This window comes from Methylobacterium komagatae (genome assembly GCF_042661665.1).
In the GTDB taxonomy this organism is placed as follows: domain Bacteria; phylum Pseudomonadota; class Alphaproteobacteria; order Rhizobiales; family Beijerinckiaceae; genus Methylobacterium; species Methylobacterium komagatae.
The window spans coordinates 4,591,771-4,610,576 of sequence record NZ_JBHSWN010000001.1 but is presented as its reverse complement, the minus strand read 5'-3'; the positions used below and the strand labels follow the sequence as shown (position 1 = coordinate 4,610,576).

General features: G+C 66.0%; 17 protein-coding genes, 1 tRNA gene and 2 pseudogenes. 9 read left to right on the top strand and 11 right to left on the bottom strand.

The window, feature by feature from the left end:
- Positions 1-148 precede the first annotated feature (148 nt).
- From ACFQE0_RS22795 to ACFQE0_RS22780, 4 genes are all read left to right on the top strand, one after another.
- On the top strand, positions 149-607 hold the full coding sequence (locus tag ACFQE0_RS22795) for a PRC-barrel domain-containing protein (RefSeq protein ID WP_378973730.1): 459 nt from the start codon (positions 149-151) through the stop codon (positions 605-607).
- Positions 608-633: 26 nt separating this feature from the next.
- Entirely contained in the window at positions 634-885 is a 252-nt protein-coding gene (locus tag ACFQE0_RS22790; RefSeq protein ID WP_172685411.1) for a hypothetical protein, read from the top strand.
- Positions 886-992: 107 nt separating this feature from the next.
- Positions 993-1,958, top strand: a complete 966-nt coding sequence (locus tag ACFQE0_RS22785; protein WP_378973727.1) for a mechanosensitive ion channel family protein — start codon at positions 993-995, stop codon at positions 1,956-1,958.
- Positions 1,955-3,253, top strand: a complete 1,299-nt coding sequence (locus ACFQE0_RS22780) for a DUF2254 domain-containing protein (RefSeq protein ID WP_378973724.1) — start codon at positions 1,955-1,957, stop codon at positions 3,251-3,253. The genes ACFQE0_RS22785 and ACFQE0_RS22780 overlap by 4 nt, the downstream gene beginning before the upstream one ends.
- A 111-nt stretch (positions 3,254-3,364) precedes the next feature.
- Here ACFQE0_RS22780 and ACFQE0_RS22775 read toward each other — a convergent pair whose 3' ends face one another.
- Together ACFQE0_RS22775 and ACFQE0_RS22770 are read right to left on the bottom strand one after the other, a co-directional pair.
- Positions 3,365-4,570, bottom strand: a complete 1,206-nt coding sequence (locus ACFQE0_RS22775; RefSeq protein WP_378973722.1) for a DUF2252 family protein — start codon at positions 4,568-4,570, stop codon at positions 3,365-3,367.
- Positions 4,571-4,682: 112 nt separating this feature from the next.
- Positions 4,683-5,111 (bottom strand): BA14K family protein, encoded by a 429-nt coding sequence (locus ACFQE0_RS22770; RefSeq protein WP_378973719.1) that lies wholly within the window; start codon positions 5,109-5,111, stop codon positions 4,683-4,685.
- A gap of 344 nt (positions 5,112-5,455) precedes the next feature.
- Here ACFQE0_RS22770 and ACFQE0_RS22765 point away from each other — a divergent pair, with 344 nt between their 5' ends.
- The 3 genes and pseudogenes from ACFQE0_RS22765 (at position 5,456) to ACFQE0_RS22755 (ending at position 9,097) form a co-directional block, all read left to right on the top strand.
- On the top strand, positions 5,456-6,202 hold the full coding sequence (locus ACFQE0_RS22765) for a glutaredoxin family protein (RefSeq protein ID WP_378973716.1): 747 nt from the start codon (positions 5,456-5,458) through the stop codon (positions 6,200-6,202).
- Entirely contained in the window at positions 6,199-6,948 is a 750-nt protein-coding gene (locus tag ACFQE0_RS22760) for a DUF4396 domain-containing protein (protein WP_378973714.1), read from the top strand. Before ACFQE0_RS22765 ends, ACFQE0_RS22760 begins: the two co-directional genes overlap by 4 nt.
- Before the next feature lie 281 nt (positions 6,949-7,229).
- Positions 7,230-9,097, top strand: a pseudogene (locus ACFQE0_RS22755) (potassium transporter Kup).
- Between the two features lie 193 nt (positions 9,098-9,290).
- Here the strand turns inward: ACFQE0_RS22755 and ACFQE0_RS22745 are convergent.
- The 4 genes and pseudogenes from ACFQE0_RS22745 to ACFQE0_RS22730 form a co-directional block, all read right to left on the bottom strand.
- Positions 9,291-10,138, bottom strand: a pseudogene (locus ACFQE0_RS22745) (metal-dependent phosphohydrolase).
- Positions 10,139-10,796: 658 nt separating this feature from the next.
- A complete protein-coding gene (locus ACFQE0_RS22740) occupies positions 10,797-12,683 on the bottom strand; it encodes a DUF6538 domain-containing protein (protein WP_378973707.1) in 1,887 nt (628 codons plus the stop codon).
- Positions 12,684-12,803: 120 nt separating this feature from the next.
- Positions 12,804-12,878 (bottom strand) — tRNA-Gln (locus ACFQE0_RS22735).
- Between the two features lie 61 nt (positions 12,879-12,939).
- Entirely contained in the window at positions 12,940-13,653 is a 714-nt protein-coding gene (locus ACFQE0_RS22730) for an SDR family NAD(P)-dependent oxidoreductase (protein WP_378973704.1), read from the bottom strand.
- Between the two features lie 75 nt (positions 13,654-13,728).
- On the opposite strand from ACFQE0_RS22730, the gene ACFQE0_RS22725 reads away from it, so the two are divergent.
- A complete protein-coding gene (locus ACFQE0_RS22725; protein ID WP_378973702.1) occupies positions 13,729-13,950 on the top strand; it encodes a hypothetical protein in 222 nt (73 codons plus the stop codon).
- A gap of 25 nt (positions 13,951-13,975) precedes the next feature.
- Here the strand turns inward: ACFQE0_RS22725 and ACFQE0_RS22720 are convergent, their stop codons facing one another.
- The 3 genes from ACFQE0_RS22720 to ACFQE0_RS22710 form a co-directional block, all read right to left on the bottom strand.
- A complete protein-coding gene (locus ACFQE0_RS22720) occupies positions 13,976-14,365 on the bottom strand; it encodes a phage holin family protein (RefSeq protein ID WP_378973699.1) in 390 nt (129 codons plus the stop codon).
- Positions 14,366-14,486: 121 nt separating this feature from the next.
- The gene (locus ACFQE0_RS22715; RefSeq protein WP_378973697.1) at positions 14,487-15,290 is read right to left on the bottom strand and encodes an ABC transporter permease; all 804 of its coding nucleotides are present in this window, start codon (positions 15,288-15,290) and stop codon (positions 14,487-14,489) included.
- Positions 15,291-15,419: 129 nt separating this feature from the next.
- Complete coding sequence (locus ACFQE0_RS22710; protein WP_378973694.1) at positions 15,420-15,614, bottom strand: hypothetical protein; 195 nt, start codon at positions 15,612-15,614, stop codon at positions 15,420-15,422.
- Between the two features lie 432 nt (positions 15,615-16,046).
- Between ACFQE0_RS22710 and ACFQE0_RS22705 the strand changes: the two genes are divergently transcribed.
- Entirely contained in the window at positions 16,047-17,507 is a 1,461-nt protein-coding gene (locus ACFQE0_RS22705) for a methyl-accepting chemotaxis protein (RefSeq protein WP_378973692.1), read from the top strand.
- A 9-nt stretch (positions 17,508-17,516) separates the two neighbouring features.
- Here ACFQE0_RS22705 and thpR read toward each other — a convergent pair whose 3' ends face one another.
- Together thpR and ACFQE0_RS22695 are read right to left on the bottom strand one after the other, a co-directional pair.
- Positions 17,517-18,056 carry an RNA 2',3'-cyclic phosphodiesterase gene (gene thpR, locus ACFQE0_RS22700; protein WP_378973690.1) on the bottom strand — a complete coding sequence of 180 codons (540 nt, stop codon included), beginning with the start codon at positions 18,054-18,056 and terminating at the stop codon, positions 17,517-17,519.
- Positions 18,056-18,781: an arylesterase gene (locus ACFQE0_RS22695; protein WP_378973688.1), complete on the bottom strand. Its 726-nt coding sequence runs from the start codon at positions 18,779-18,781 to the stop codon at positions 18,056-18,058. Before ACFQE0_RS22695 ends, thpR begins: the two co-directional genes overlap by 1 nt.
- Positions 18,782-18,806 lie beyond the last annotated feature (25 nt).

Here is an 18,806-nt window from a genome sequence, read left to right as displayed (position 1 = left end):
GCCAGCTCCCACGCGGATGAATTTTTGCTGAACGGTTTCCGGCAACGCACGTTAGCGACCGCGATCACGCGTCCGAGGGGGCGCGCCGCAGCCTTTTGCCAACGGCCCCAGGCCATCACGGCGGAGGCATGACTCCAGGAGTTTCACCTTGAAGAACACCGTCCTCGCCGCGCTCGCCGTCACCTGCATGGCCGTGCCGGCCCTGGCCCAGACGACGCCGACGGCACCGGCGCCCGGCTCGGCGATGCCCGCGGCAACCACCGACACCGGCATGAAGATGGCCGACACCGCGACGGTGAAGCTGAAGTACGTGACCGTGAAGCCCGCCGATGTCATGTCGTCGAAGCTCATCGGCACGACTGTCTACAACAACAAGAACGAGAACGTCGGCGAGGTCGAGGATCTCGTGATCGAGAACGGCAAGACCGTAACCGGTGTCGTCGTCAGCGTCGGCGGTTTCCTCGGCATGGGCGAGAGCTACGTGGTGCTCGACCCGTCGACGCTGGCCATCAGCGACAAGGACGGCAAGTGGGCGGTCCACGCCGACACCGACAAGGACACGCTGAAGAACGCGCCGAAGTTCACCTACTCCAAGAAGAAGAGCTGATCCCTCACGACGAAGGAAACACGATCATGAAGCATACCATCCTCGCCTCAGCGCTGCTGGCCGGCCTCGGCCTCGGCGCCTCGACCCTGCCGTCTTCGGCACTGCCGATGACCGCTTCCGGCGTCACGGCCCCGGCCAACGCCGATCTGGTCCAGGTGCGCATGCACCGGCGCCACCGGATGCGGCAGGGCTCGGCCAGCCGCGGCAACGCAGCCATGCCGTCGCGCGGCGCCCGCGGGCAGCAGTACGGCGGCACGACCGGCGGTCCGCGCCGCTGACGCGGCCTCGCCTGCCTCCCGAGGGCTGGGTGCCCTCGGGCCGTTGATCAAGCGCCGCCGGGTGGCCTCCCAGCCCCCGGCGGCTTTCTCATGAATCGGTGTCACGCATGATCTTCGCGGAAGCGCTCGGACGCCTGGAAGGGCTCGGTCGCTCGGCGGCGGCCCTCCTGCCCGGGCTTGCCATCGCCCTCGTCCTGTTCGGCCTCGGCCTGCTGGTCGCCCGCGGCGTCCGCGCCGCCGTGCGCCGGGCCGCGGAACTGCGCGACGCATCTCCGGGCTCGGCCTCAGTGCTGGGGCGGATCGCCGGGGGCGTCACCATCCTGGTCTCGTTCCTGGTCGCGGCGTCGGTGGCCTTTCCGTCGGTCTCGGCGGCCGACCTGTTTAACCTGCTCGGCATCGGCGGCGTGGCCATCGGCTTCGCCTTCCGGGACGTGCTGCAGAACCTGCTCGCGGGCATCCTGATCCTGCTCACCCGGCCCTTCGTCATCGGCGACCAGATCCGCGCGGGCTCGCACGAGGGCACGGTGGAGGATGTCTGGGTGCGCGCCACCGTGCTGCGCACCTATGACAACCAGCGGGTGCTGATCCCGAACGCCACCCTGTTCGTCGACAAGATCACCGTCATCACCGCCCATGACAAGCGCCGCCTCGCCTTCCCGCTGACCATCGGCAACGGCGACGACATGAGGGAGGCGCGCCGCGTCATCGTCGAGGCTTTGCGCGGTACGGAAGGCGTCCTCGCTGATCCACCACCGGAGGCGCTGGTGACCGGTCTCGGGGCCGCCGGCGTCGACATGACGGCCCGGTTCTGGATCGACCCGCCCCGGCGTCGCGATGCGGTGGACGCGCTCGACCACGCCATCTCGAATGTGAAGGAGGCCCTGACCGAGGCCGGCATCGACCTGCCGTATCCGACGAGCCAAGTGCTGTTCCACGACCAGACCGAGGAGACGGACGGCGATAGGACGAGCCAGCGCGAAGGCTGGCCCGCCGGGAAGGGCCCACCCCGCGCGCGCTGGGAGGTGCTGCGGGACGATGGCGCCGCCGTCCGCCGTGCGGAGGACCGGGCGTGAAGGCGCGGCTGCAAGCCTGGGTCGAGATCCTCGGCGACCTGTTCTGGCTTCGTCCGGCCCTGATCGTGCTCGGCTGCATCCTGCTGGCGCAGTTCGGGGTGTGGCTGGAGACGGCCCACGTCGTCGGCTACGACGCGTCCTCCCCGAACACGAACTGGGGCTATTCCGGCGGCGCCGAAGGGGCGCGTGGCCTCCTCAGCGCCATCGCCTCCTCCAACATCGGGGTCGCCGGCACGACCTTCTCCATCACCATCGCGGCCCTGACCCTGGCTTCGGGCCAGATGGGCCCAAGGCTCCTGCGCAACTTCATCCGCGACGCCCGCAACCAGACGGTGCTGGGCATCTTTCTCGGGACCTTCGCCTATTCCCTGATGGTGCTGCGGACGGTCCGTACCGTCGAGGAGGACCCGTTCGTCCCCCACCTCGCCATCACCGGCGCGCTCGTTCTGGCGCTGGTCGCCATCGGCACCCTGGTCTGGTTCGTCCACCACATCGCCACGAGCATCAACATCGAGACCGTGGTCGATGCGGTCCAGCAAGATCTCTGCAAGGCCATCGCGGCCCGAACCCTCGACGCGGCGGATGCGGCGAGGCCCTCCGACGCCCCGACCGGCAGCGGCGTCGCCACCACCGGGGGCGGTTATCTGCAGGCCATCGATACGGACACCCTGGCCGATTGGGCGGAGGAGCGCGGCATCACCGTGACCCTGCGGGTCCGCCCCGGCGACTACGTCCCCACCGGCTTCCCCGTCGCGTTCCTGTTGGCGGGTGTCGAGGGCGCCGACGAGGCCATCACGAACGCGCTCACCCTCGGGCGCCGCCCGGCCTCGCTCCAGGACCTCGAATACTCGATCCGGCAACTGGTCGAGATCGCGGTCCGCGCCCTGTCGCCGGGCATCAACGACCCGTTCACGGCCGGCAGCGTCGTCGACCATCTCGGCGACGCCCTGTGCAGGATCGCGCCGCGCCACCTTCCGACCGGCGCGGTCGTCCGGGAGAGGCGGGTCGTGCTGGTCCATCCCGTGACCGATTACGACGGCCTGTGCGATGCCATGTTCCACATGATCCGGCAGAACTCCGCCGGGTCAGTGCTCGTCCTCGGACGGATGCTCGACGTGCTGACGCGCGTCGCCGAGGTCGAGCGCCTCACGACGCGCCTGAGGGAGTTGCGCCGTCACGCCGACCTCGTCCAAGCGGCAGCCGAGCGGGACGTGGCCGATTCCCACGACTTGGACGACCTTCGTCAACGCCACGCACAATTCGTGGCCATGCACGAGCAGGGTGGGTTCGTTTAAGCCGGCCTCGAACCGCGGCAATGGGGGCCGGCCAGATGGTCAGGGCGAGAGCGAGACGGGTCATGCTGTACCTCCGGTGAGGGCACGGCTCCTGGGTCTCTGGGACCGCCATCAGTGTCGGTAGACGAGATCATGCTCGCAGCAATGGTCGAGGTATCCCGCCTCGTGGCGTCCGGCCATCGCCACGAGACCGTTCCACAGCCAATCCGGCGCATCGACCTCCCGGGTGCCCCGGCGGCGGACCTCCTTACGCCACGTCTTACGCGTCTCGGCGCCCATGAGGTTGGCGTGGCTGTCGCCCACGACGTAAGCGAGATAGCCAGCGACCGCGACGGCGGGCTTGGAGGCGAACTGGTCGACCTCGATCTTGAGGTCCTGGGGCAGCAACTCGCGGACGAAGACCGGGCGGTCCATGATCCGGCCGGCCGCCATGCGCTCCCCGAGGATCGGAGAAAGCGCCCGGGCACCGGCCACCACACGCTCGGCCGGGTCGTTCGGCATCGCATCCGGTCTCGCCGCCGGCGCCACCGAAGCCTCGGCCTCCTTGATGTCGAACAGGGCGTAGCGCGGTTCCCCTGAGCCGTCATGGATGCCGATGATGGCGGCGTAGCGCAGCAGTTCGAGGGAGCTGCACCCCTTCACCCAGTAGGCGGCATCGACGACCTCGATCTCCGCCTCGGAATCGCGCCGATGGAGCTTCAGGACTAGGTCGCGCATCGCCGGCTGTGCGAACATGGCGACGATGGATGCGTGTTCCTCGGGAGCGAGCGGCCAGAACTTCTTCCCATGGTCAATGGTCGGCCGGCGATGCTTGAGGCGGTCCTTGGCGAGGTGCTTCCAGGTGCGGTCGAAGGCGCAGCGCTGGGTCGCCTCGATCAGCTTGGGCGCCGTCGGTATCTCGTCGCGGCGCCCCCGGGCGAGGGCGAGGGCATAGTTTCGGACGACCGCCTCGACCATCTGCGCGGTCACCGTGCCGGGCAGGTCTGAGGATCGGGCAGCGGAGGCCAGCGACAGGCAGAGCCGGAGCAGGTCGTGGCCGGGATGGCCGACGACAGTCTGGTCGAAGTCGCGGATCTGGACCGCGACCTCGCCGCCGTAGCCTGCAAGGGCACCGAGGTTTTCCACGTGGCAATCGCCGCAGATCCAGATGGGCTGCGTCTCGGGCATGACGAGATCGGGCATCTCGTCGAGCCATCGATAGAACTGCCGCGTGTTACCGCGGACGTACCCGTGGGCCGACCGCGCCATCTTGCGTAGGCGGCGCCGCTCCAGCGCCGCGGGTCGCCCCTCCGGTCCGTAGACCCTGTATTTCGACATGGGTTGATCGTCCCGTTCACCGGGGTGGAGCGGACCGGCGCGACGGCCAGGGGGACGTCGACGCGGTGGGGAATGCCCGCGGACCCGGGAGCGGCCCGCGAGCGTCGCAAGCCTACGGACAGGCGTGCCGGTCGCCGTCGTTGCCGAGGTATGTTCCGCTCGATGCGTCGTAGGACCGGAACCGGCGGGCGCAAGCGGCCACGGCCTCGGAGTTCGCCGCGCCCTGTGCCGCCTGGGCCTGAGAGTTGGCTATGGCCCCCCCGATGATGGCGCCCGCGGCAAGGCCCGCCACGCCGGCACCGACGGCCGCGCCGACGCCCGGTCCGCGGCGATAGCCGTAGCCACGCCCGTATCCCCGACGGTAGCCGTAACCGCGTCGGAAGCCGTGGTGCCGATGCCCGAAGCGCCTGAGCTGGACGTAGCTGGTCGGCAGGGTACCGGCGGTCAGTGCCTCGATGGGGGCGGTGGCGGACCCGGCGACCGCCGGTTGTCCGAGCAGGGACGCTGCGACGGCGGCGGCGAGGGTAAGCGAGAGCTTCATAGGGACCAGGTTCCTGAAGGGCCTCGGATGCAGTCCGGCACCGGTACGGCCGAAGATCGGGGCGGTTGAACCGGCAGAGGACAAGGGACGGATGCCCGCAGCGGTCGGAGGTCCAGAAACATCCGCCCATCCCGGACGTTCCGCGCATCCGGTCACGCGTTGGCTGCGCACCACGTCGATGACAGCGCGAAGACTTCGACGCGGTCCTTGACCTTCCCACGGTGGGAAACCCCATCTCGGGTGCACGGTGGATCGCGCAACGCGTGCCGGGAAGCCGATCAACGCCATCGCGTTATCGGGCTCAGACCCCATGACGCCGTGGCGCATTCCGAAAGGATTTCCTGATGCTCGACACCGCCCGCAGGGCCACCGTCTACCGGATGGTGATGGAGAAGCACGTCTGTCCCTATGGCCTGAAGACCAAGGACCTGCTCAAACGCGAGGGGTTCACGGTCGACGACCACTGGCTGACCACCCGAGAGGAGACCAACGCCTTCAAGGCCGAGCACGGCGTGAAGACGACGCCGCAGACCTTCCTCAACGGCGAGCGGGTCGGCGGCTACGACGACCTGCGCCGCCACCTCGGCAAGGAGGTCAAGGACCCGAAGGCCACCAGCTACGCACCCGTGGTCGCCGTGTTCGCGATGACCGCCCTGATGGCGCTGGCGGCGAGCTACGCCGTCTACGGCACGCCGTTCACGACGCGCGCGGCCGAGTGGTTCATCGCCTTCAGCATGTGCGTCCTGGCCATCCTCAAGCTGCAGGATGTCGAGACCTTCTCGTCGATGTTTCTGGGCTACGACCTGCTCGCCCGGCGCTGGGTCCGCTACGCTTACGCCTACCCGTTCCTGGAGGGCATCGCCGGCGTCTTGATGGTCGCGGGCGCCCTGAACTGGATCTCGATTCCCGTGGCCCTGTTCATCGGCGCGGTCGGCGCGGTCTCGGTGTTCAAGGCGGTCTACATCGAGAAGCGCGAGATCAAGTGTGCCTGCGTCGGCGGGTCGGGCAGCGTTCCGCTGGGCTTCGTCTCGCTGACCGAGAACCTGATGATGGTCGCGATGGCCGTCTGGATGCTGGCGGTGCACCATTGAGCGCCGCCTTCGCCGCCCCGGGCTGGCTCCATGCCCTCGCCATCGCGTCCCTCTTGCTGGGGGCCGCCTGCTCGCTCCTCCTGTCGGTGCAGGTGATCCGGCACCCGCAGCACATGGCGATGATGAACGTCGTCTGGCCGGTCTGCGCCCTGTTCGGCACCCTCGCCGTGGTCTGGGCCTACTTCCGTTACGGCCGCCTCGCCACGATGGAGGCCCACCACCACGCGATGGAGCGGGACGAGAAACCCCCGAACATGACCGATACGCCGTTCCCGATGATGGTGGGCAAGGGAGCCCTGCATTGCGGCGCCGGGTGCATGCTGGGCGACGTCGCCGCCGAGTGGCTAGCCTTCCTGGTCCCTGCGGTGGCGGTCTGGTTCGGCTGGCACTCTATCTTCGAGGAGAGGATGTACGCGGTCTGGGTGCTCGACTTCCTGTTCGCGTTCGGCCTCGGCATCGTCTTCCAGTACCTCGCCATCGTGCCGATGCGTGGCTTGTCGCCGGGCGCGGGCATCGTGGCCGCGCTCAAGGCCGACACCCTGTCGCTGATCTCCTGGCAGGTCGGCATGTACGGCTTCATGGCGCTGGCGCAGTTCGCCGTTCTGCCATCCCTGGGCGCGCCCAGGGCGACGGTGGACACGGTGGAGTTTTGGTTCGTGATGCAGGTCGCGATGGTCGCGGGGTTCGTCACCGCCTACCCGGTGAACTGGTGGCTCGTGTCGGCGGGCATCAAGGAGCGCATGTGACATCGCCTGGCGGCCACAGGCAGGCCAACCCGGCATACAACGTCATATCGACCCCTCCATGGGACGAGCCCGTCCGGACTCGTTCAGGCGCGACGATGCTTCGTCCTTCGCGAACCGGGCCAGATACGGAGACCAATGCGTTCGGCGTGCGAGCCAAGCGCTCGAACGTTCCTGGCCGCTGTCCGTTGGAGCCTTGGTTCGCGAGCGTGGCACGGGTGCGGACATGGGAGGCCGTTCATGTCCGCGACCGCCAGGACCGAGCCTCGACACTGCGGACACCGCTGGCGGACGAGGCGGGGGATGGCTCGAAGACCGGGTTCTGGGCGCTGGCGCTCGGCTCCGTCGGCGTGGTGTACGGCGACATCGGCACCAGCCCGCTCTACGCGCTGAAGGAGTCGCTGCATGCCGCCGCGGGCGATGGCCACGCGCCCACGCGGGAGATGGTGTTCGGTGTCGTCTCCCTGATCCTCTGGGCCCTCATCCTCATCGTGACGCTGAAGTACGTGCTCATCGTCATGCGCGCCGACAACGACGGCGAGGGCGGGACGCCTTCCCTGGTGGCGCTCGCCCAGCGGGCCCTGGGGCGGTCCGGCGGCTTCGTGATCGTCCTCGGTATGATCGGCGTCAGCCTGTTCTACGGCGACGCCATCATCACGCCGGCCATCTCCGTGCTCTCCGCCGTCGAGGGGCTGAAGCTCGTAACGCCCGCCCTCGACCCCTACGTACTGCCCCTCAGCCTCGTCATCTTGGTCGGGCTGTTCGCGGTTCAGAGCCACGGCACGGCGAAGGTGGCGTTCGTGTTCGGCCCCCTGACCGCGCTGTGGTTCACCGTCATGGCGCTGGGTGGCCTCCACCACCTGCTCGACGACCTCAGTATCGTGGCGGCCTTCAATCCGGCCTACGGCATCGCCTTCCTCCTGAGCCACGGGACCGCCGGCCTCCTCGCGCTCGGCGCCGTCTTCCTGGCGGTGACCGGGGCGGAGGCGCTGTACGCGGACATGGGCCATTTCGGCCGCCAGCCGATCCGCGCGGCTTGGTTCGGCCTCGTCCTGCCGGCCCTGGCGCTGAACTACCTCGGCCAGGGCGCGATGTTGCTGTCCCATCCCGAGCGAATCGAGAACCCCTTCTTCCTGCTCTACCCGTCCTGGGCCCTCCTGCCGATGGTGCTGCTCGCCACCGTGGCGACGGTCATCGCCAGCCAGGCGGTCATCACCGGCACGTTCTCGATCACGCAGCAGGCCATGCAGCTTGGCCTGCTGCCGCGGATGCGGGTGCTGCGTACCTCCGAGACCGAGAAGGGCCAGATCTACATCCCCCGGGTGAACTGGTGGCTGCTGACCGCGGTCGTGCTCCTGGCGGTGCTGTTCAAGTCGTCGAGCTCGCTGGCCGCCGCCTACGGCATTGCCGTCACCGGGGACATGGTGATCACGGCCTGCCTCGTCTTCGTGGTGGCGTGGCGGTTCTGGCGCTGGCCCGCGGCGGTCGCGGCGCTCGTCCTTGCCCCCTTCCTCCTCGTCGAACTGGTGTTCCTGTCCGCCAACGCCCTGAAGATCGTCCACGGCGGTTGGGTGCCGCTGACCATCGGCGCGGCGCTCGTGACGGCGATGTGGACCTGGCGGAGGGGTCGGCGCTGATCGCCGCGCACATCCACGAGCGCCGCGTTCCCCTGGCCGACTTCACGCGCATGGCCGAAACCGGCTCGGTCCTGCGCGCCCCGGGGACCGCCGTGTTTCTCACCGGCTCGCCCGACGACGCGCCCGGGGCGTTGATGCACAACGTGAAGCACAACCACGTGCTGCACGAACGCAATCTCATCCTGACCGTGGTGACAGAGGAAGTGCCCAGGGTCTACGAGGCCGGGCGCGTCACCGTGGAACGGCTGTCCGGCGTTTTCACCGGCGTGACCGTGCGCTTCGGCTTCACCGAGTTGCCCGACCTGCCCAGGGCCCTCGCCAACGCCGGCCTGGACGAGGATGGCCTGTCCTATTTTCTGAGCCGCCGGGTGCTGGTGGCCTCGCCGACCACGGGCATGCCGGTCTGGCAGGACCGGCTCTACATCGCGATGGCGCTGGCGGCGACGGACGCCTCCCGCTTCTTCCGCATCCCGGCCGAACGGGCGGTCGAGATCGGCGCCCGCATCGACATCTGACCCCTCATGTCCGCCCAACGACCCACTGGGTGTCAACTCGCGCATCGAGTCCGTGCAGACCCGGCCTATTGTCTGGGCGAACCCCACACGCACGCGAGAGGAGACCGGGGTGGCTTGCTGCCACGCGCCGAGCCGGTCGCCGGTGCATGGTTCGCCTCGGCATGCATGGCGTGCGACCGCCGCCTTCCCGCGTTCAACCGGGATGCGGACCCATTCGACGGCGGTCGTGCTCGGCGGCGAACACGTGGGCATAGAGGTTGGCCATCCAGACACGCCCTTCCACTGTGAGGTCCAGGAAACGGGCCGCATCGCCGATCACCGGCTCGACCTTGCCCCAGAAGAACGCCGGGTAGCGCTCCGCGAGGTCGGCCGGGCTGTCGTAGCCGAGCTGGCCATCGAGCCCGGCCTCGGCGAACTCGTGGAACAGGGCGTTCAGCTTGCGCGGGTAGAGGGGGTCGCCGAGCTGCCCGATCAGGTCCGCTGCCCGCAGCAGGCCCGCCTCCGTTCCGGTCTCGCGGTGCTCGTCGTCCTCGGGCACCGGGAAGCGGGTGGCTCGATGGCCCGTATCACACGGCCAGCGTCGACGATGTCGTGCGTGCCGAAGCGCTCCTGCACCGCGAGCTTGGAGCGCTCGATGTGGTGGGGTGTCAGGGCGGCGTCCGAGGCGCCTCGCGACAAGCCTACCGTCGTGCCCTGGGCGTCGATGACGAAGGCGTTGGCCCGGTCCCCCGCGCAGACGCCGCGCACGTAGCCGATGTCGTGGTAGAGGGCGGCCAGGATCATGTGCAGCCAATCCTCGGGCGTGACGCCACGCTGCAGGAAGCGGCCGCGCAGGATGTCCTGGGCGACGAGGGTGACGAGGATCGTGTGATCGCCGTCGTGGTAGAGCGCGTCGCTTCCGGCGATGCGCTCGATCGTGAGCCGCGCGGAAGCCTCGATGATCTCGGCGTATCGCGGCTCGCGGCTTCCGAACGTGCGCTGATACGTGAGTGCGAGGTGTTCGCTCAGGGCGTTGGCGACCACTTTCGTGGTGTCGAACATGGTCGGGACCTCGCGTCCGGGCGGAACGCCGACGTGGCTGGACTCATGCCCGCCGGCCCTGGATGACCTATGTCTGCGTCGGCTGACGGACACCCTCCGAGGGATCCTTGACCATCCGGGTCTGCCGCGGCGCTTAGAGGCCGTCGCTCTCTTGCCCTCCAATGGTGACGGAACACCTGACGGCGAGGGCCTTCCCCAGGATCGTCTCGCCTAAGCCAAGTAGCCCGCATATGACGACGAGCATGTGGCCTCCAAGGCCGGCTACTTTTGCTTGACGGGGCAGCCGCGTTTGTCGTGAACGACCGCGTCGGATCGTTATAGAAGCCGTCTAATTTTTCCAGCCGACCTCCTCCGAAGCAGCTATCAAGCTAATGGCCAGTTCCAGCCAATCGCCAAGCGGCCGCTTTCGTCGAACCCGCTCCCGAAACCGGTACAGCCGCAATCCACCCAAGTCGGTCGCCAGCACTCCATCAACTACGTCAGCTTCCGAGCACACAGATCCGAGAAGGAAGTAGTCAGCCGGGGACAAATCCAAAGCTTCTGCTTTCGGGCATCGCTCCGGTTTTAGGATCAACTGCCCCTCGTCGAGTTCCACTTGCGCCTGCGATGTCTAATCGCGAACACCGTGAACTGCCGATACATGTTTTGGTCGCTGTTTTTAGCCGGGCTTTCGATTTCGCGCTGCATCGATCATCCTCGGGACGTCGATTGGCAGAACAAGACGATCGACTACATCCTTGAGTTTTTGCAGGGTCTGGCCTTTATTATAACGATCCATTTCGGATCGTCTCACCGAACTCTCGTGTCCGATAAGCTCCTCTACGAAAGCACGCTGAACGCCGACGTTACAAAGAAGCGTTGTCGCAGAATGTCGAAAAGAATGAAACACGACCTCTTCGCGTACGCCGTGATGCGACTTAAAGCGCTGAAACCATTTCCCGAAGGCGCTACCGAATGACGTACTCTCTCCGTCTTTGAGAATATCCTTCTCCTCGGCGCCCGCCTCACCCTCGGACAAGAGCATTTCATCGTCGCCTCGCCCCTCCACCAAAGCCTCGATCACGCCGAGGCTCAACAGATTCTGATGAAGAGGGATCCACCGAACGCTTCCCTCCGCTTTCAGCTTCAGAGTCGGATCCACAAGATTGAAGTGCCAGATCCCGGTCTCTGCATCTTTCACGACGTGTCGTACCCGGAGTTGGAAAATTTCACCGCGCCGCATGCCGCTGTGGGAGCCGATCAGGATCCCCCAGTAGCGCTCATCGCGCAGGACCTGTGAGCCCGCCTTCTTCCAACTGCGACGACTACGAATTCCGAAGAATAAATCTGAATTTAGTACGGCTACGAGTTCGGCCTGATTCCAGGCTGGACGCTCATCCCGCGTCCTGTGATGCCGACCTCGGGCGCGGTTCACGTTGATGTGCAAACCCTCGAAGATCGACGGCGCACCCTTGGCGACGACTTCGTTGACCTGAGCCCAAGGCCAAATTCCCGACAAAGCCGCGAGGTGCCTGTTGAAGGTCTGCGGTTTCAGCCGATCGATGCCGGTCTTATCGTTGCAATGTTCAATCAAGCCGCGGATGCCGGCTCGTCGCTGAATGTCGCGCCACTCGATGCACTTGTCGTAGTTGCCGGGTAGGCTGAGCAAAGCACGCCTAAACTCGGCGGCATCGGCGGGTCCATAAGCCTCGAGGGGTTTGTCTCCACATATCTCGACGAAAAGACGTCCTGTCGACTGGGCTTGGCGAGCAATAGCCTCTTTCCATTCATTGTGTATGACGCGGTCGCCGGTATAGGCCACCCAGACGTCGCTAAACAACCTTCGAGTTTGACGTGCCTTGTCTGTTGCCGGCGCGTTAGGCCGCGACGGCGGATTTGAGACGATCGGACGATGAGCGTCCGCATGAAGGGGATGATGAGGCAGGACGACGTCGCGCAGGTAGGTCAGCATGTCCTCGGCAACCTTGATTTCGGCCTCAAGCAGCGCGCGGCAAAGCGCGTCTTCATGAGCGGTCGAGTCGAGGTCGATCTCGTTGCGTAAAGCGAGTTCCTGTGCCGCGCTGCGATAGGATGCGAGATTGTTGAGTGAGCGGTCACGTTTCAGGACTTCCAGTCGGCCCTCATAGAGAATCACCCATTCGGCCGGATCATTGAGGGTCCCCTTTGGACAATCTCCGACGAAATCGCTGCCATCAGCTATTCCGTCTTCAGGCGTCGTGTTGTCGACGCCAGGAAGATCCTCGCTCTTTGGGTAGCGCCCGATGTACGTGATGAGGCCTTCGTGCTTGATGGACGCGGAGTCTAGGTACTGCTCCGCGAGCCGGGCAATGTCGGCGCGTGTGAGCGACCGATCGAAACGGACGATCGTGAATATCTTCTCCGTCCCATCCCACAGCTGTTGCGCCATTCGTCGAGCCTCCCCCGGCGTGGCCTGCCCGAGCGAGCGCAGGATCTCGCGCTGGCCAAACCGCTGGCGCAGGTCATGGGGGATGATACGGCGAAAAAAGACCGTTTGTCGGCGGCGGCGAAGGTGGGTGTGGGGCAAGGCAGGAATCCCTGCCGTCCAGACAAGTGGACCTCCCGAGTGGACCTGGACGGAGCGGTCGGCCCGGGCGGGTCCGAAAACAGCCGGAGAATCAACGGCCGGCTGAGAATCTTGAGCCTTTGGCTGGGGCGCCAGGATTCGAACCTGGGAATGGCGGTACCAAAAACCGCTGCCTTACCACTTGGCGACGCCCCAAAGACCGCGATCTCCTAGACGGCCGATCCGGCTCTGGCAAGTGCTCCGAGAGGCGCTGGCGCTACGGCGGGACCTGTTGGCCATCCCAGGCGAAGATGCCCCCGCTGTCTGCGACCGTAAGGGCGTTCAGGACGGTGAGGAGATTCGCCGCCGCCTCTTCCGGCGCGACCGTATCGGGGCTGTCGGCATCAGGGCGGAAGGGGTTCGAAAGACCGGTGCGGACCGTCCCGGGATGGAGGCCTGCAATGATCGCCTCGGGTCGAGTGCGAGCGACCTCGATCGCCAACGTGCGCAGGATCTGATTGAGAGCCGCCTTGGACGCCCGGTAGCCGTACCAGCCGCCGAGACGGTTGTCGCTGATCGAGCCAACCCGTGCCGAGAGGGCCGCGAACACGCTGCGGCCCGTTCGGGGCAGAAGCGGCACCATGTGCTTGGCGACGAGGGCGGGGCCGATCGTATTGACCGCGAAGAGTTGCGTCATCGCGACCGGGTCGATCGCCTTCAACGCCTTCTCGGGTGAGACGCCAGGACCATGCAGCATCCCACTCGCGACGATGGCGAGACCCACCGGCCCCTCCTCGGCCACGCGGGACGCCGCCTCGCGGATGCTCTGCTCGTCGGCGAGGTCGATCTGGCCCGTGACGATCCCAGGCCCGCCCTCGATGCCCGCCCGCGACAGCGCGAAGACGCGATCGAAGGCACCGCTCGTGGCGATCCGCTCGACAAGGGCGCGGCCGATGCCACCCGAGGCTCCGACGACGACCGCGCTCGTCATGGGACCTCCGGGACGAGGCCAATTAACCTTTCGTCAACCATGATGGATTGAGGTCCGGGACGGAGGATCGAGAGCATGGCCAAACGTCGGAGTTTCGATGCCTTGAGCGAGGCACAACTCGCTGCCGGTCGCCTCGAACCGCGCCGCGTCGTGGAGACCGCGAGCTTCCGGCCCGTGCAGGCCCGGCCGGTTGCGGATTTGATCGAGACAATCCAGCACGTGGCCGAGGCGGCCACGGGCGAGCGCAGCTTCCTCCACCTCGGATCCCGCTCGCCGGGGCGCGACTCTTCGCGCTGAGTCGGGAACGGACATGCCGCGCGGCTCATCCGGCCGGGTGCGTGCGCGAAGCGCCGGGCGAGCGGCCCGCCTTTTGCCAGGACCGGTACGGTTCAAGGTTCGATAACGCCATCCGCCTGGCGCCGAACCACGCGAGAATGCCGGCCACGATGATGAAGGGCGCGGCGACGATGAGAGCCGAGACCAATGGCGCCCCGCTCAAGGCTGCGATGATCTTCACCAGGGCATCGAGCCCCAGGAAGAAGGTCGCCACCGCAAGGATCGGAATCGTGCCCAGGATGCCGGCGAGTCGAAGCCATGTCCGAAGAGTGGCATCGGTCTCGATGCGCGCCAGCCGCAACATCTGCGCAGTGTGATCGGCGCCGTCGCGCAGGGCCGCGGCCAGCAGGGGAAGAAGCGGAACGGTCTCGCGCATGGAGCCTCGCGGCGGCCCGGGCGGGCCTCAGCTTGCCCGCCGCAACACCGCCGGGCACGGCGCCAACGGCATCCGCACCCGCTGGTTCCGCGCCGCGCCGGCGATTCGGTCGCTCCGCGTCTTAGCTCTGCTTACTGACGATGTGCTTCAAAATCAGCAGGCCAAACACCAGCGAAGTGAGAGCAAATAATATAACATAGAGATAATCGACTTGTACGCCAATATTTGGGTAATAAGCCGACCTCATCCATTCGGAAAGTTGAAGCGCAGGATTGAACTTAAACCAGTAATAAACTTTCTCGGGCAGAAAGCTTGGCAAGAAAATGACCCCACTGGCGAGATACATGACGATGTTAAAGAGCGCGTAGCCCACAAGCCAGCCGGGAAAGAAGCCAACAATCGCGACGTTGACGACACCGATGCCAATGCCCAGAAGAATAGACGATAGATATGCCGTCACTGCCAAGAAGTTGTCGACGGGCCGAGGATCTGTTCCCGTAGCAACGAGCACACTGACAACGACAAGCAGACCAAGGAATCCGGTAACAATTTCAACAAGAACGCGCGCAAGGATCAAATCAAATAGTTTGACTTGAGGATAATAAGTCAACGGCTTGTTGGCTAGGGTTGCCTTCATCACTTCGCGAGAAACGTACTGAAATATCAGCACTGGCACGAGGCCTGTTGCGAAGAAAAGCGGTACGCTATTCCCGACCGGAGCAGGCATGTGTTGGAAAGAGTAGATCGCAATCAGCATGAGAATGTGGACGCACGGCCACATCACCACCACGCCGTAGCCCCACAACGTGCCACCGAAGCGGGTGCGCATGTCGCGCAGCATCAGCGCGTGAAGCACGTGCAGATAGGATTCGAGAGGGCTGAGCCGCCCGCCCTCGCGCTCGTTCGCCGTCAGGCCACTCGCCATCGCCCTCACGATCCCGTCTCTCGGACGCCGCCGGGAGGCGACCGCGCCGAGAGCGACATGGAGAGGGAAAGCGACGAAACTACGTCGCCCTCAAATCCCGGCGATCTCTAGACCACCCCGAAAGGCAGATCAGAGCATTCCGCCGAAGCCGGTGCGCTCGACCTGCGCGCGGGCCTCTTCGTAGCGGCCGACCGCCGACCGGTTGAGGGCGCGGCTTATGCGGATGGCGGAGACGCTGAGGCTCCGGGCAACAGACTTGGCAATGAGGGTCATGGGAACCTCCGGCTGGGCCGATTGGCCCGCGATGGTGCATTGCAGCATCATGGGGGCAATCGGACGGTGCCGTGAGTGCGGATTTGCCATATCCGCTCTGCGTTTGCCGCATCGATTGATGCTTAACAGCCTTGTGCGCTGCGGAAAGCGCTGCATCCAGCCGGCGAGATAGAGCCTGAACAAGGTTCGAAATCTGGTCGCGATCTAAAGCCCCGCGGATTCGCGCCTTGGAAATAAAAATCTGTCTCGCGGCGACCTCCGTTAAATTCGTTCAAGTCACGATCCGCGAGGCCGAAGTGTGCCTGATCGAAAAGCGCTGCTTTTTCGTCGCATTGAATGGTCGCCCTGACACGATTGGATCGGCGTGACTGAAAACGGGGCAAACTTGCATGAGTATCGAAGAGTTATTCATATGAGGATACTGCCGAATTTTAATAAGTCTGGTGAATGCTATCGCGCAGCATCAAGGGGGAAAATTCCATCATGTTCAGGCGGCCGAAGCTCTCCGAATCCCAGTTCGTGATCGACGCGATCGATAGGTCGATGGCGATCATCGAGTTCGGGATGGACGGCACGATCCTGACGGCCAACTCCAACTTCACGAAGGTGGTCGGGTATGATCTCTCGGAGATCAAGGGCAAGCACCACCGCATCTTCATCGAGGACGCCGTCGCGAAGTCGCCGGAATACGAGCAGTTCTGGGCGAAGCTCCGCGCCGGCGAGTTCGTCTCGGGCGAATTTATGCGCCTCGACAAGACCAAGCGCCGGGTCTGGCTCGAGGCGAGCTACAATCCCGTCCTCGATCAGGACGGCAAGCCGCTGAAGGTCATCAAGGTGGCGGCGGACATCACCGCCAAGAAGAACGAGGTCAGCCGCCTGTTGACGATGATCGACGACATGCCGGTCGCTGTGATGACGGCCGACCCCAAAGACGATTTCAAGATCAACTATCTCAACAGCACATCCTCGCGGACGCTGGGAACGATCGAGCAGCATCTGCCGGTCAAGGTGGCCGACATGCTCGGCCGGTCCTTCGACATCTTTCACAAGAATCCCCACCACCAGCGGAACATGTTGGCCGATGCGAGCCGCCTTCCGCACCGGACGCGGATCAAGGTCGGACCGGAGACGCTCGACCTTCAGGTTTCCGCGATCAAGGATCCGGAAGGTCAGTACATCGCCCCGATGCTGACGTGGTCGGTGATCACGGCGCAGGTCGCGATGGCGGCCGAAGTCACACGGGTGGTCGATGCGCTGGGCCGGGCCATCGACGAGATGCGCCAATCCGCCGAGGGACTAAACCATTCAGCCGACGAGGCCAGCGGCCTGGCCGCCACCGTGGCCGCCGGATCCGAGGAGATGGCGAGCACGGTCAAGGAGATCTCCAGCCAGGTCGGCCGCGTCTCGGAGCGCGCGAACCAGATCGCGGATCAGGCGGGCACCACCGATCAGACCGTGCGGGCGCTCGCCGAGAAGACCGGCAAGGTCGATTCGGTGGTCGCGATGATCAAGTCGATCGCCGACCAGACCAATCTGCTCGCGCTGAACGCGACCATCGAAGCGGCCCGCGCGGGGGAGGCCGGGAGGGGCTTCGCCGTCGTGGCGGCGGAGGTGAAGGAACTCGCCGGGCAGACCGCCCGCGCCACGGACGAGATCACCCAGCAGATTCACGCCATCCAATCCGCTACCGGCGAAGCCGTTTCGGCCATCGGCATGATCACGGGAGCGGTCGGGGAGCTGTCGCGACTGACGCTCGCCATCGCGGGTGCCGTGGAGCAGCAGGCGGCCTCGACGCAGGAAATGACCGTGAACATCACCGGCGTCTCGACCGCCGCCGGAGCCACCGGCACCCTTGCCGAGAAGGTCCGTGAGATCTCCGAGCGCCTCGCCGAACATTCGAGTGGTCTCGGCGCCAGCATGCAGACCTTCCTCAAGGCCAGCTGACGCTGGACCTCAAGCGAACGGCACCTCGGCCTCCGCGAGATACGGCCCGCCACCGGTCGACTCGCGGGCCGAATAGACCGTCACCCGGTCGGCGGTGAAGGTGAGGGGCGCGAAGATCGGGGCCTGCGACAGGTACATCGCCACCGCCTCCTGGTTCGCCTCCCGGCGCAGGCGCGCGAGGGTGACGTGCGGGGTGAAGCGCCGCGTCTCGGGAGCGAGACCGGCGCGGCGTGCCAATCGCTCCTGCTCGTCCTGAAGATCGACGATCTCGGGGGAGGGGTGAACGGTGGCGAGGATCGCCCGGGGCTTGCCTCCGCCGAACACGCCGAGTCCGTCGAGCGTAACGGTGAGGGGCGCCCTCGATCGCATCTCGCCGAGGAGGTCGAGGAAATCCTCGGCCATGGTTCGCTCGACATCGCCGAGAAACCGCAGGGTGACGTGGAAATCGCCCGGCTCGATCCAGCGGGCTCCGGGCAGGCCGCCCTGGTAGGCGGCCAGGGCGGTCGCGACATCCGGCGGCACGGCAAGCGCGGTGAACAGGCGCGGCATCACCGCGCCGCCTTGGCCGGGAGAGTGTCGAGGAACCGCTCGACGGTCGGCACCATCCGCGCCGCGATGGTCTGCACGCCTTTCGTGTTCGGGTGCAGCCCGTCATCGAGGTGCTGCCCGGCATCGCCGATGATTCCGTCGAGGAAGAACGGATAGAGGATCAACCCGTACTGCTTGGCGAGATCGGGGAAGATCGCATCGAACTTCGCGCGGTAATCGGGCCCGAGATTGGGCGCCGCCTGCATCCCGGCGATCAGGACGGGGATGCCGCGCGCCTTCAGCCGGTCGAGCATCGCCGTCAGGTTGCGCCGGGCGACGGCGGGGTCGGTGCCGCGCAGCATGTCGTTGGCGCCGAGTTCGAGGATCACGCCGTCCGTCCCGTCCGGCACCGACCAATCGAGCCGGTCGAGTCCCCCGGTCGTGGTGTCGCCGGAAACTCCCGCATTGGCGATCGAGACGTCGCGGCCCTTCGCCTTCAGCAGCCGTTCGAGCACGGCGGGAAAGGCCGCGTCGGCGGGCAGGCGGTAGCCCGCGGTCAGGCTGTCGCCGAAGGCCACGAGCTTGATCGGGCGCGAGGCGGCGAGGATCGGAGAGGAGAAGATCAGGCTCATCAGTGCGGCAAACAGCACGAGAATCGGGAAACGGTGGCGCCTGTCATGGCGCAGCCGCAATGCATCACCCATATCGCGCCGCAACCCAATCCGGCGCGGCGCCGTGCGTCTCATGCTCGTCATCGCCCACAGATCGGAC

Excerpts from the sequence above, each read along its gene's own strand:
- ACFQE0_RS22715 (WP_378973697.1), bottom strand. The coding sequence starts at position 15,290 with ATGGCGAGTGGCCTGACGGCGAACGAGCGCGAGGGCGGGCGGCTCAGC.
- ACFQE0_RS22695 (WP_378973688.1), bottom strand. The coding sequence starts at position 18,781 with ATGAGACGCACGGCGCCGCGCCGGATTGGGTTGCGGCGCGATATGGGT.
- ACFQE0_RS22790 (WP_172685411.1), top strand. The coding sequence starts at position 634 with ATGAAGCATACCATCCTCGCCTCAGCGCTGCTGGCCGGCCTCGGCCTC.
- ACFQE0_RS22720 (WP_378973699.1), bottom strand. The coding sequence starts at position 14,365 with ATGCGCGAGACCGTTCCGCTTCTTCCCCTGCTGGCCGCGGCCCTGCGC.
- ACFQE0_RS22730 (WP_378973704.1), bottom strand. The coding sequence starts at position 13,653 with ATGACGAGCGCGGTCGTCGTCGGAGCCTCGGGTGGCATCGGCCGCGCC.
- ACFQE0_RS22775 (WP_378973722.1), bottom strand. The coding sequence starts at position 4,570 with ATGTCGAAATACAGGGTCTACGGACCGGAGGGGCGACCCGCGGCGCTG.
- ACFQE0_RS22765 (WP_378973716.1), top strand. The coding sequence starts at position 5,456 with ATGCTCGACACCGCCCGCAGGGCCACCGTCTACCGGATGGTGATGGAG.
- ACFQE0_RS22785 (WP_378973727.1), top strand. The coding sequence starts at position 993 with ATGATCTTCGCGGAAGCGCTCGGACGCCTGGAAGGGCTCGGTCGCTCG.
- ACFQE0_RS22770 (WP_378973719.1), bottom strand. The coding sequence starts at position 5,111 with ATGAAGCTCTCGCTTACCCTCGCCGCCGCCGTCGCAGCGTCCCTGCTC.
- ACFQE0_RS22705 (WP_378973692.1), top strand. The coding sequence starts at position 16,047 with ATGTTCAGGCGGCCGAAGCTCTCCGAATCCCAGTTCGTGATCGACGCG.
- ACFQE0_RS22725 (WP_378973702.1), top strand. The coding sequence starts at position 13,729 with ATGGCCAAACGTCGGAGTTTCGATGCCTTGAGCGAGGCACAACTCGCT.
- thpR (WP_378973690.1), bottom strand. The coding sequence starts at position 18,056 with ATGCCGCGCCTGTTCACCGCGCTTGCCGTGCCGCCGGATGTCGCGACC.
- ACFQE0_RS22710 (WP_378973694.1), bottom strand. The coding sequence starts at position 15,614 with ATGATGCTGCAATGCACCATCGCGGGCCAATCGGCCCAGCCGGAGGTT.